Annotated in this window: 10 protein-coding genes; 8 read left to right on the top strand and 2 right to left on the bottom strand. The window is 34.6% G+C overall.

The genetic code is table 11. The features are described 5' to 3' along the window. Window positions 1-7: 7 nt before the first annotated feature. The 5 genes from ABVM53_RS13165 (at window position 8) to ABVM53_RS13145 (ending at window position 2,359) form a co-directional block, all read left to right on the top strand. A complete protein-coding gene (locus ABVM53_RS13165; RefSeq protein WP_405326882.1) occupies window positions 8-166 on the top strand; it encodes a hypothetical protein in 159 nt (52 codons plus the stop codon). After that, window positions 163-600 carry a hypothetical protein gene (locus ABVM53_RS13160; RefSeq protein ID WP_405326880.1) on the top strand — a complete coding sequence of 146 codons (438 nt, stop codon included), beginning with the start codon at window positions 163-165 and terminating at the stop codon, window positions 598-600. The genes ABVM53_RS13165 and ABVM53_RS13160 overlap by 4 nt, the downstream gene beginning before the upstream one ends. A gap of 294 nt (window positions 601-894) precedes the next feature. Next, window positions 895-1,161, top strand: a complete 267-nt coding sequence (locus ABVM53_RS13155) for a hypothetical protein (protein WP_405326877.1) — start codon at window positions 895-897, stop codon at window positions 1,159-1,161. A 123-nt stretch (window positions 1,162-1,284) separates the two neighbouring features. After that, window positions 1,285-1,650: a hypothetical protein gene (locus ABVM53_RS13150; protein WP_405326875.1), complete on the top strand. Its 366-nt coding sequence runs from the start codon at window positions 1,285-1,287 to the stop codon at window positions 1,648-1,650. 82 nt (window positions 1,651-1,732) lie between these two features. Then, on the top strand, window positions 1,733-2,359 hold the full coding sequence (locus ABVM53_RS13145) for a hypothetical protein (RefSeq protein WP_405326872.1): 627 nt from the start codon (window positions 1,733-1,735) through the stop codon (window positions 2,357-2,359). 171 nt (window positions 2,360-2,530) lie between these two features. Here ABVM53_RS13145 and ABVM53_RS13140 read toward each other — a convergent pair whose 3' ends face one another. Beyond that, window positions 2,531-4,159 (bottom strand): RagB/SusD family nutrient uptake outer membrane protein, encoded by a 1,629-nt coding sequence (locus tag ABVM53_RS13140; protein ID WP_405326870.1) that lies wholly within the window; start codon window positions 4,157-4,159, stop codon window positions 2,531-2,533. A 30-nt stretch (window positions 4,160-4,189) separates the two neighbouring features. After that, window positions 4,190-7,327, bottom strand: a complete 3,138-nt coding sequence (locus ABVM53_RS13135; protein WP_405326867.1) for a SusC/RagA family TonB-linked outer membrane protein — start codon at window positions 7,325-7,327, stop codon at window positions 4,190-4,192. Window positions 7,328-7,726: 399 nt separating this feature from the next. On the opposite strand from ABVM53_RS13135, the gene ABVM53_RS13130 reads away from it, so the two are divergent. From ABVM53_RS13130 to ABVM53_RS13120, 3 genes are all read left to right on the top strand, one after another. Next, a complete protein-coding gene (locus ABVM53_RS13130; protein WP_405326864.1) occupies window positions 7,727-9,496 on the top strand; it encodes an AMP-dependent synthetase/ligase in 1,770 nt (589 codons plus the stop codon). A 134-nt stretch (window positions 9,497-9,630) separates the two neighbouring features. Further along, on the top strand, window positions 9,631-10,095 hold the full coding sequence (locus ABVM53_RS13125; protein ID WP_128757208.1) for a MarR family winged helix-turn-helix transcriptional regulator: 465 nt from the start codon (window positions 9,631-9,633) through the stop codon (window positions 10,093-10,095). Then, the gene (locus tag ABVM53_RS13120; RefSeq protein ID WP_405326860.1) at window positions 10,092-12,500 is read left to right on the top strand and encodes a 3-hydroxyacyl-CoA dehydrogenase NAD-binding domain-containing protein; all 2,409 of its coding nucleotides are present in this window, start codon (window positions 10,092-10,094) and stop codon (window positions 12,498-12,500) included. Before ABVM53_RS13125 ends, ABVM53_RS13120 begins: the two co-directional genes overlap by 4 nt. The last annotated feature ends 2 nt before the right edge of the window (window positions 12,501-12,502 follow it).

The following is a 12,502-nucleotide window of genomic DNA, read 5'->3' as shown; positions in this document are numbered from 1 at the left end:
TGGTGATATGTCGTGGGAAGGTTTAGCGAATATTGTTGATGAAAATAATAGGCCTAATGAAATTTACACGGAAGCGTGGGAAAAATTAACAGATACTGAACAAAATAGAATTAAATATACTATTGCAAATGAGAAAAGTAATGGAAATAAAACCTGTGTAAAATGAGAAAATACATTTTTATAGTTACATCTCTTTTGTTCTTAAGTTCCTATTCTCAGTCTAGGAAGAATATTTATTTTTTAATTGATAAAAAAGATACATTAATCAAAAAACAAATTGCTACTCAAACAAATGAATACGAAGGCTATCGAATAATTGATGAAAGACGCATAGTAACAGAATTAAAAAGATCTGAAAGTATTCATGGTGATGATGTTGAATATGAAACGTTTGCTTCTTATTCATTTTCTTTTAATAGAAAAGAGGATACTATCATTTCAAAAACGTATTTCGATAGTTTGTCAATAATTAAGGACAGGAAAAAAATTTTAGATACTATTAAAATAGAAAATATGTTCAATTTGAATTACATTTTTATTGAACCAAAAAATTGCAACGAATTCATTTTGAGACAAGCAGAGGTTTTAACCTTTGAATAAATGTAAGCCATAACAGTCTATAGGAATAGGATGTTCAAAAGTCCTAAACCATTTTTACTCTTTTTACTTTTAAGCTGCAATTTCTTTTAGTAAGAATCTGGAAAGAAATGGATGTCTATCGAGTATGTTAGTTGTTAAAAAATATAACAAATGCAAAAAACTAAGGGTAGCAAGCTGTGTGAATAAGATAATCCTTTTAATGTTTTTTTTGGCCACACCTTTTTTTTCATACGGTCAAAAAAATCAATATTTGCTCTTCGACATTTGTAATGATAGTTTTTTACTAGCGGAGATATGAAATATTATAATATTGACGATACTCTTTTTGAAATAAGCAGGTATAAACAAGTTGATACAATTTCTAGGAAAGAGTTTGGTAAAATCAATTTTACTACAGTTCATAACCTATGGGATAAGGGTGAAAAATTGTTTCTCGAAGTAAGTATTAAAAAGAATAAAATGTTAGAAACTAAAAATGAAGTTTTTGAACACATTTTTGTTATTGATAAGCTTCAAAATGATAAATTCAAAAGAACCCGGGTTTGGTGGATAGATTATTAATAAACTTTTATAATACTAATGAATTTTAATTTAGCTACCTAACACAGAATAGGATCTATTTAATATTAAATAAGCGGAGTGTTCTAACAGAGCCTTTAACAAATAATGTAAATCACTTTACTATTGGGCATCATTGTCTATGTCAAATACCTCTACAAAGAGTATATGGGTATAACAACTAAGTTTATCTACCTTTCGACAATAACGGGCCAAGCTGATCCTGATTTCTCAGAACTATTTGATGCTTTTATAGAATACAATAGGACTTCTTCTCCTGCCAATCTCAACAAAACTCAACACGAACTGATGAATGATTTCATCTTCGAAATGGCTACATCATTATCTGCTTATGGAAATGCAGCAGGCTATAATTTACCACTATCGTATTACAAAAAATTATGTTATTCTGGAGATATGTTAGCTTCTGCAAGTTTTAAAAATTCGTATCCTGAATTTGTTAATCCTGCTGATCGAACGAATAATATTTGAAATAGAAATCCTGAGTTCATAGAAATTCTTTATTCTGTTTTAAGTGAACAAGACAATACAACACAAACTAATACTTATCCTGATGCCACAACTTTCACAGCAACACCAAAAGGCAAACCTGTTTCATAGGTATTTCCTTGCAATTAGTGTATTTCTTATATTGATTCAGACTTCCTGTAGCTCTTTAAAAAACTCAAAAATTACCAATTTCAATATTAAGTCATTGATAGCTCTTGAGGTTGATTTTCATGAGGCAGATAATATTAAGTTTATTGATAGTTTCTCTAATGATAAAGCTTTTAAAAACTATTTGAAAGATAACCTGTTTGAAAAGGGACCAAAATTATCCTATCCCAATCCATTTTACTATAAAAGTCAGGCTATAGCTTTGTTCAAAGGATCAAATGGGAATCACCTCTTAGACCAACTTAATCATTCAGATGGCTCTTTATTACAATATTTTCCTGAACAAAAAATAAATTTACTTTTTAACTATGATGATGATGATGGCGAGAATAATCAGAATAGGGATTTTGAATATAAATCAAGTAAACAAATAAAAATCACAAAACCAGTCATTTCGATGGATGGGAAACTTGCGCTTATTTGGTATAGCACATACTTTGTAGGTGATGGTCATACAGGTATTCATATGTTTCAAAAAATTGATGGAAAATGGGTACTCTCGAACTTTAGAGAATTGTATTAGGCCTAAGATATTTTCAATATAATGTTAAGTAGTAATTGATAATTATAGATCTTTAGTTTGTGATAATAAAAAAAAGCACAGATTCTTTGAATCTGTGCTTTTTTTTACCCTATTCATAATGAAAAACCCGATGCTATAAGCACCGGGTTTAAAATTAACTAGGTAGTAAATTTAATTTTGATCAGCTTCATTAATATTTGGATTTGCATCAATTTCAGCTTGAGGAATCTTGAAAATCCAATCATCATTAACTGATGGTTTATCCTGTATAAAACCGTCTTGATAAAGAACTGCTGCTGCACCCGAATTTGTTAAGTCTATTCCCTCATCCCAGCGAATATGATCGGTATAACTAAACCCTTCGCCATAAAGCTCTATGTAACGTTGAAATTTAATTTGCTCCATAAGCTCTGCCTGAGTATTGTATTGATCAATATCAAAAGCACTGTCACGAGCACTTCCTAATGCATCTAATGCCGCTTTAGCACCAGTAATATCATTACTCATAGCTTTAGCTTCTGCTTCGATAAGATACATTTCTGCGGAACGCATGTAAATAACATCATCAGGATCTATAGTCCCAGGATTTTTATTTAAAAACTTTACATGCATATAAGGGTGAGTATTGTGCTGTGGTGTCATCCCATATTTTGAAATGATCGCATCAAAAGCAGCTTCAAATTCTTCTTCAGTATCATAATTAGGATCTGATTCAAAACTACCTCCTTGATCATTAGAAGCAGATGAATTTGTGTTAGGAGCATCTGGTAAAAATGCTTTCGTTCTATAATCTGTATCAGGAAGCATATCGTACATTTCCTTATTTACTAATTTAGGATTACCTCTGTTCTGACTTCCGTTGAATGTTGGAGAAATCAGATAAAAGTATGATCTAAAGAACGTAGTTTCCGTAGAAATTACATTCCCACCCCAGATAACTTCTGGTAATTCATTAGTATTAAAACCAGACAACCAGTCTGCTTCATTCATTAATGGATAACCATTACGAGCTAATGCAGCCGCACTTGCAGCTGTAGCCCAGTCCCCTTTAGATAAAGCAATACGTGCTTTTATACCGTAAGCTGCATTAATGTTTAATTGAGACTTAATTTTTGCACTTCCATTTCCTCTTGGGTCTGCACCTTCAAAATATGTAATAGCTTGATCTATATCCTTTTCCATTTGAGCATAAACTTCTGCAACTGTAGAACGTGCTTCACTTGTAAATGGAGGCTCTGTAGCAAATAGTAAGGGCACACCCGGATCTGTAGCCGGATCACCTATAATATATCCTTTTGCATACGCAGTAACTAGGCGATAATAAGACCATGCTCTGTAAGCATATGACTGACCTAAAACATCACTCAAATTCTCATCAATCGCAAGTCCGTCTTCCTGAACTTGATTAATGATTGAATTAACACTAGTGATAAAATGATAACGCTGATACCATAATTGCTCTGAAGTCAATGATGTAGATACGTTATGAGAATTCCATTGTAATTCTGATGTCATCCATCCATTTGCTGGTGCAGAGTGAATAAGATCACCGGTAAGCACATCTCCTAATGGTATAAAGTAATGCTCCCCTGCTCTACTTGCAGAACCTCCTGGTATTGGAGATTGCGCATACATTTGTCTGTGGAGTCCATTTAATATTAATCTCATATTTGCCACAGATGATAATGCATCTGCCGCAGATATCGCGTCGGTAGGTTTAGTTTCCAGAAAATCTTCTGAGCAACCTAGTGTTGATATCATAACTAATGACAACACTACTATTTTAATTCGTTGTAACATATGTGTAAATTTTATTTTCTTGTCGATTAATTAAAATGAAACATTAACTCCAAAAGAAACCACTCGAGAAGGATTGTAGTCATTACCAGAACCGGTACCTGCAAGGTTGTATTGCGGATTCAAACCATTACGCTCACTATTAAAGTATAGGTTTTCTCCTGCAACAAACAGACGTAAATTTTCAAAACCTAAACGCTCTGAAATATCTGTATTAAATGTATACGATAGGTTTACATTACGTAGCGCAACAAACGATGCATCTGTAAGGAAACGAGTAGACTGCGTTTGAACTTGGTTTGAGTTTCCATTTTCTAAACGTGGTACTGAAGTAATATCTCCCGGGTTTCTCCAAGCGTTAAGCGCATCTGGATGATAAGCATCTCCATAATCTCCAGTGTGCATTAAACCTGCATAACCATTATCTAAGATTTTTCCGCCTTGAGAGAAAGTGAATATAAAATCTAAAGCAAGACCTTTATAATTAATTCGGTTTTGGATAGAACCTATTAAATCTGGTATAGATTGTTCACCTACATAAGCTCTACCTGCTTCATCCCAATCGTTTGTAGTTGCTTGTGTACCATCTGCATTTAAAACAGGAACACGCTCCCCAGCATTAACATCACCTTCATACATATTGTAAAGAGCATCTCCATTATCTGGATCTACACCGGCATAGTCATATATGTAGAAATCAAATCTAGAACGACCTACTTCCCAACGTTTTGACCCATTCACAAATGGTGATGGTAAATCAGTAATTTTATTCTTAAAAGTAGATGCTTGAGCAGTTACAGACCAGTTTAAATTTTGAGTTCTAATAAGATTTGCTGTTAGAGCTAATTCAAAACCTTCATTATACATTGTTCCTACGTTTTGAGGAACCTCATTTAAACCATTAGATAATGGAATAGGTAGGTTGTACAACAGATCAGAAGAATTCTTTTTGTAATATTCAAAAGAACCATCTAAGAAATTATTGAATAGACCAAATTCTAACGCTATATCATAGCTCTCGATAGTTTCCCAAGTTAATGCTGAGTTACCTATATCTGATAAAAATATCGCAGGATCACCGGCATTTGAAGTAAGTGAATAACGAGGTTGTGATAAGTAATAATCTAATAAATCATCATTACCAACTTCACCATAAGAAGCACGTAATTTTAACTGATTGATAAAATCAACGTTATCCATAAATTTTTCCTGATCTATTCTCCAAGAAGCCCCTACAGAATAGAAAGAACCCCAACGTACATCACTGTTAAAAACAGAACTTCCATCACGACGTACAGAACCACTTACATAGTATCTGTTATCATAATTATAATTTAAACGCGCAAAATATCCCTCAATTCGTTTGTCTGAACTGTAACCACCTAACCTTACCGGAGTAGAAAAGTTGTCATACTCATATATACCTTCAGCAGTTTGTACTGTTGCAAGTCCATTATTTTCTGAATAATGACGATCAAAACTTTCGTGACCAAGCGTTAAATCCACATTGTGAACGTCTGCAAATGACTTATTGTATGTTAAAAGTTGTGTGAAGTTCTCTACTGTTCTTCTAAAACGAGTTTCTCCGTAACGTCCTGTTGGAGCACCATCACCAACTATTGCATTCTCATAACTTTTATTAATATAGTCTTGAACATCTTGACCGTATGTCAAACGTGCTTTTAAGCCATCTATAATTGTAAATTCTGAATACAAACGCATACCTAAGTTATTGATATCAGTTTGTTCATCATTAAAAATGGTTTCAGCAATACCATGACGACCTGGATTGTATGGTCGAGACTGAATGCCATATTCTGAATAACCTTCTCCTAAATCAAAAAGACGATCTCCATTAGCATCTAATACGTAGTTACCATTAGAATCAACTTGATATACTGGATATATTGAACCTAGATCTTTAGCCCAATTAAATGCATTTACAATACTACCTGTACCTGCACCACCTAAACCACTAGACTTACTAAGAGCAAGGTTAATGCTACCACCAACTGTTAACCACTTCGTCGGAGTAAAATCTCCGTTAAGTCGTGAAGTCAATCGGTTGAAATCACTTTGTATTACATAACCCTCTTCTTTAAGGTGCGATGTAGAGAAAAACACTTGATGATTCTCTCCACCGGCAGAAACAGAAACCGAATTATTAATACGACTACCTGTTCGTTGTAATGCGTCATACCAGTCTAAACCTTGGTAAACAACTTGTGCATTAGGATTTATTTTTCCATCTGTACCTACAATCTGATCGTTAGGAACATTAAAAGGATTGTAACCTAATCTATTGAATATGGAAGCTGAAGCTTGTGCTGCAGGATCTGCAACATTCAGCGAATTCTTATAAGCTTCCCACATAAGTTCGTAATACTCTCCGGGATTAACCGCATCATAATTAGATACACCTTGATTAACAACACCATATTGAGAAGAAGCAGTAATACGGGCAGGAACGCCTTTTTTACCACTTTTAGTAGTGATAAGAACTACACCATTTGCTGCTCTCGAACCGTAAAGCGCTGTAGAAGCTGCATCTTTAAGTACGGTAATAGATTCTATATCGCTCTGGCTAATACTGTTTAAACCACCTTCAAACTGAATACCGTCTACAATATATAATGGATCTGTACTTCCGTTAAGTGTACCTACACCTCTAATTATTACGCTAGGTGAAGAACCCGGCTGTCCTGATGCAGAGATAAATTGCACACCAGTAGTAGACCCTTCAAGAGCTGCTATAGGAGAAGTTACAACACGCTGCTCAAGATCTTCAGACTTGATAACGCTTGCCGATCCTGTAAATGCCTCTTTAGTAGTTGTACCGTATGCGGTTACAATTACTTCTTCTAAAGATTCTGAATCTGCTTGTAATGCTAATGAGAATTGAGTGGCATTCCCAATTTTCTTTCTCAAATTTTTAAAACCTACATAAGATATTACTAGTGTTTCAGTTGAAGAAGCCTCAATACTAAAATTACCGTCAAAATCTGTTTGTGTACCTCTACTCGTGCCTTCAATTATTACCGAAGCACCAGGCAGAGGTTGGCCATCTTCGGCAGTGGTAATCGTACCACGTACAGTTTTTTGTTGTGCAAAACTTGAGTAAATACCAAGAAATAGCACAAAAAATACGCTAAGTAGTTTTTTTAATTTCATATAAAAGTTTGTTAATGATTTAACGCAAGATTAACAATCATGATCTTTTTCACAAGTTGTAACTCTATCGGAATACTAGGTAAATGAGCGATTTCTTAACGTTTTATAAAGTAATATTTAACATATGATAATCAAGAGAGCTCTGATTAATAAAGTGTTAATAAAGAATAGAGAGAATTGCAAATCTTTCAATTTTAGCTAATTGAAAAATGTTGCATTTTTTGTGATTTAAAATCATTCAAAATAACCCATTGTTGTTTTCTTAACCTTAATGGAAATAAATTATCAACCATTTAGTATAAATACCATATTCTTAATACAACGTTGTAATTTTTTATAAAAATTAGAATATAGCTGTCAAAATTGCTATTTTGCAAGACAAACCCTATTCAATAAGCAATGGAAATTAAACGTCTTTTCGACTTCCCATACTACCAGCTAGAGAACTACAAATTAGACAATGCACTGGTAACTAAATACGACGGCAAGTGGGTCGCTACAACTACCCAATCCTATATTGATCAAGCAAATGCTATTAGTCGAGGCCTTCTCAAATTAGGCGTAAAACCAAATGATAAAATTGCTGTAATCTCTTCTACAAATCGTACAGAGTGGAACATTATGGACATTGGCATCCTTCAATTAGGTGCTCAAAATGTTCCTGTCTATCCTACTATTTCTAAGGAAGAGTATGAATATGTACTTAATCACAGTGAATCTATTTACTGTTTTGTTTCAGATAAAGAAGTTCTTGACAAATTAAATGCGATAAAAGATAATGTACCCTCTTTAAAGGGAGTTTATTGCTTTGATTCAATAACGGGTTGTCAGAGCTGGGAAGAGGTTAAAGAAGAAGATACCCATTTACAAGCTGAAGTAGAAAAATTAAAAGATGCTGTTCACGAGGATGATTTAGCTACACTTATTTATACCTCAGGAACTACAGGTAAACCTAAGGGGGTTATGCTTAGTCATAAAAATGTGGCCTCAAATGCATTAAATAGTGCAAGTAGATTTCCTATAGTTCCAGGAAAAAGTAAAGCCTTAAGTTTTTTACCTGTCTGCCATATCTACGAGCGTATGCTTATGTATTTGTATCAGTATTCTGGTGTGAGTATTTATTTTGCAGAAGGGCTTGACACGATAAGTGAAAACTTAAAAGAAATTCAGCCAGAAGTAATGACCGCAGTACCTCGTCTCCTAGAGAAGGTATATGATAAAATCATTGCTAAGGGTGCTGATTTAACGGGTATTAAAAGGAAACTTTTTTTCTGGGCTGTAGAGCTCGGACTTGAATACGAACCTTATGGCCAAAATGGGTGGTGGTATGAGCAAAAACTAGGAATTGCACGCAAATTGATTTTCAGTAAATGGCAGGAAGCACTTGGGGGTAACTTAAAAGTAATTGCTTCAGGTAGTGCAGCATTACAGCCGCGGCTAGCACGTGTATTTAATGCTGCAGAAATCGCTGTTATGGAAGGATATGGTCTTACAGAAACCTCGCCGGTGATATCTGTTAATGATATGAGAGATGAAGGGTTCAAAATTGGAACTGTAGGAAAACCTATTCCAGAGACTGAAGTGAAAATTGCAGAAGATGGCGAAATTTTGATTAAAGGTCCGCAAGTAATGCTAGGCTATTATAAAGATGCTGAAAAGACCGAGGAGGTTCTTATCAATGGCTATTTTCATACTGGAGATATAGGAGAGATTGATCACCAAGGATTTTTAAAAATTACAGATCGCAAAAAAGAAATGTTTAAAACAAGCGGTGGAAAATATGTCGCTCCACAGCTTATTGAGAATATGATGAAGCAATCCCGTTTTATCGAGCATATTATGGTTGTGGGTGAAGGCGAAAAAATGCCTGCAGCTTTAATCCAACCTAATTTTGAATTTGTTACCGAATGGGCTAAAAAGAAAGGTATTGATATAGGAACAACTAATCAAGATTTAGTTACCAATGCTGATGTAATTAATCGCATTCAGGAAGACGTTAATCAATATAATGAGCATTTTGGTAAATGGGAACAGATTAAGCGGTTTGAACTTACTCCCGATGAGTGGAGTATAGATTCTGGCCACCTCACTCCTACTATGAAATTAAAGAGACGCATTGTTAAGCAAATGTATATTGCTCAATACAATAAAATTTACGACCATAAATAATTGAAAGACTCCTTAGAAATAAGGAGTTTTTTTATGGATATATAGCTGCAGTAACAAACCAAATGTTAATCTGCTAAAATTAATTCAATTTATTATGCACGCATAGTATTATTTTTTTAACTTTACGCAAACGTATGAGTAAAAAAGATATAACAATAGATCACGCGCTTAGAGCAACCTGGCAAGCCATTACAAAAATGTACAATGAGCAAGCTGCTCAATTAGATAGTACAATGGCTACTGGCTTTGCATTGCTAAGTATAGATCCTGAAGAAGGAACACCATCTACAGCCTTAGGTCCAAAAATGGGAATGGAAGCTACTAGTCTTTCACGTACCTTAAAATCTATGGAAGAACGTGGATTGATCGAAAGAAAACCTAATCCTGCTGATGGTCGCGGCGTATTAATTTTTCTTACAGACTTTGGTAGAGAAAACAGAGACTTTAGTAAGGATAGAGTTTTACGCTTTAATGAAGCAATTAGAAATAATATAGACAGTCAAAAAATTGATCATTTTTTTGAGGTTGTCCATGTTATTAATGATTTGATTCAAAATAAAAAAATATATAACACATCTGAAACTACTATAAAACAATGAGTAAAAGACGTATAAACAAAGTTGCAGTTATTGGCTCCGGGATTATGGGAAGTGGTATCGCTTGTCATTTTGCTAATATAGGAGTCGAAGTATTATTGCTCGATATAGTTCCCAGAGAACTTACCGATAAAGAAAAAGCTAAGGGATTAACTTTAGAGAGTAAAGTGGTACGTAATCGTTTAGTTAACGATCATCTTACAAACTCATTAAAGTCAAAACCTTCACCTATTTACCATCTAGATTTTGCAAAACGCATTACGACAGGTAATATGGAAGATGACATCGCTAAGGTAAAAGATGTAGACTGGATTATTGAGGTTGTTATTGAGCGTCTGGATATTAAGAAGCAGGTTTTTGAAAATCTTGATAAACATCGTACTCCGGGAACATTAATTACGTCTAATACATCAGGTATTCCTATCAAGTTTATGAGTGAAGGGCGTAGTGATGATTTTCAAAAGCATTTTTGTGGAACTCATTTCTTTAATCCTGCTCGATATTTAGATCTTTTTGAAATTATTCCTGGTCCAAAAACAGACCAGGATGTGCTTGATTTTCTTGATTCTTATGGCGAAAAGTTTTTAGGAAAGACAACTGTAGTTGCGAAAGATACTCCTGCATTTATAGGTAATCGTGTAGGTACATTTAGTATTATGAGTCTATTTCATACTGTTGAAGAACTAGGTATGACTGTAGAAGAAGTTGATAAACTTACAGGTCCTGTTATAGGTAGACCTAAATCTGCCACATTTAGAACTGTAGATGTTGTGGGTCTTGATACACTTGTACATGTTGCTAATGGCATACGTGACAATGTAAAAGATGATGAGCGTAATGAACTTTTTGCTTTGCCTAATTACATCGACCTGATGAACGATAAAAAATGGCTGGGAAGTAAAACGGGTCAGGGTTTTTATAAGAAAATAAAAAATGAAGATGGTTCTAGTGAAATTCAGACACTAGATTTAAATACTATGGAGTATCGTGCAAATAAACGTGCTTCATTTACGACTCTTGAGCTTACAAAATCGATCGATAATGTAGCAAAGCGTTTTCCGGTACTTGTTAATGGAAAAGATAAAGCAGGTGAATTCTTCCGTAAAAATTTTGCTGGATTATTCGCTTATGTTCAAAATCGTATTCCAGAAATTACAGACGAACTTTATAAAATTGATGATGCGATGCGTGCGGGTTACGGTTGGGAACACGGTCCGTTTCAAATTTGGGATGCTGTAGGCGTTGAGAAAGGTATCGAATTGATGAAAGCTGAAGGGTATGAAGTTGCCTCTTGGGTTTCAGAAATGGTTTCATCTGGTAAAAATTCGTTTTACACCGTTAAGGAAGGAAGTACTTTTTATTATGATATTCCGAAGAAAGAATTTGTCAAAAAACCAGGTCAGGATGGTTTCATTATTCTAGATAACATACGAGAGTCAAAACAAGTTTTTAAAAACAGCGGTGTTGTTGTTGAAGATTTAGGTGATGGTATATTAAACGTAGAGTTCAGATCAAAAATGAATTCTATAGGTGGTGATGTGTTAGCTGGTTTAAATAAGGCCATCGATATGGCTGAAAAAGATTTTGCCGGTCTTGTAGTTTCAAACCAAGGGAAAAACTTCTCTGTAGGTGCAAATATCGGTATGATATTTATGATGGCTGTAGAGCAGGAATATGACGAATTAAACGCTGCTGTTAAGTATTTTCAGGATACGTGTATGCGTCTTCGCTACTCTTCTATTCCTACGGTTGTAGCTCCTCACGCAATGACCCTGGGCGGTGGATGTGAGATGACCTTACATGCAGATCGCGTTGTTGCAGCTGCAGAAAGTTATATAGGTCTTGTAGAATTTGGTGTAGGTGTTATTCCCGGTGGTGGTGGATCTAAAGAAATGGCTTTACGAGCATCAGAAACCTATCATAAAGATGATGTAGAATTAAATAGACTTCGTGAATATTTCTTAGCAATAGGTATGGCGAAAGTATCTACCTCAGCTTATGAGGCTTATGCTCTTGGTATTTTAAAACCAGGTAAAGATATTGTTGTGGTTAATAAAAACAGACAAATAGCCGCTGCTAAAGAAGTTGCCAAATTTATGGCAGATCAAGGGTACACAAAACCAATACCTCGTACTGATATTAAAGTACTCGGTAAACAAGCTTTAGGTGCTTTTTATGTAGGTACAGATCAAATGAATGCAGGTAAATACATAAGTGATCACGATAAGAAAATAGCCAATAAACTAGCTTACGTTATGGCTGGTGGTGACCTATCTGAAGCTTCTTATGTGAGTGAACAATATCTTTTAGATCTTGAACGTGAAGCCTTTTTAAGTCTTACCGGAGAACGCAAAACTTTAGAGCGTTTACAGCATATGATCCAAAAAGGTAAACCGCTGCGTAACTAACC

Source organism: Leeuwenhoekiella sp. LLG6367-2.1 (assembly GCF_045055775.1).
GTDB lineage: Bacteria > Bacteroidota > Bacteroidia > Flavobacteriales > Flavobacteriaceae > Leeuwenhoekiella > Leeuwenhoekiella aequorea.
Note: the sequence above shows the minus strand (reverse complement) of the source record. Positions and strands in the feature narration are given on the sequence as shown.

Coding starts and splice junctions, on each gene's coding strand:
- ABVM53_RS13165 (WP_405326882.1), top strand. CDS start 8: ATGTCGTGGGAAGGTTTAGCGAATATTGTTGATGAAAATAATAGGCCT.
- ABVM53_RS13120 (WP_405326860.1), top strand. CDS start 10,092: ATGAGTAAAAGACGTATAAACAAAGTTGCAGTTATTGGCTCCGGGATT.
- ABVM53_RS13130 (WP_405326864.1), top strand. CDS start 7,727: ATGGAAATTAAACGTCTTTTCGACTTCCCATACTACCAGCTAGAGAAC.
- ABVM53_RS13140 (WP_405326870.1), bottom strand. CDS start 4,159: ATGTTACAACGAATTAAAATAGTAGTGTTGTCATTAGTTATGATATCA.
- ABVM53_RS13125 (WP_128757208.1), top strand. CDS start 9,631: ATGAGTAAAAAAGATATAACAATAGATCACGCGCTTAGAGCAACCTGG.
- ABVM53_RS13145 (WP_405326872.1), top strand. CDS start 1,733: ATGCCACAACTTTCACAGCAACACCAAAAGGCAAACCTGTTTCATAGG.
- ABVM53_RS13135 (WP_405326867.1), bottom strand. CDS start 7,327: ATGAAATTAAAAAAACTACTTAGCGTATTTTTTGTGCTATTTCTTGGT.
- ABVM53_RS13155 (WP_405326877.1), top strand. CDS start 895: ATGAAATATTATAATATTGACGATACTCTTTTTGAAATAAGCAGGTAT.
- ABVM53_RS13160 (WP_405326880.1), top strand. CDS start 163: ATGAGAAAATACATTTTTATAGTTACATCTCTTTTGTTCTTAAGTTCC.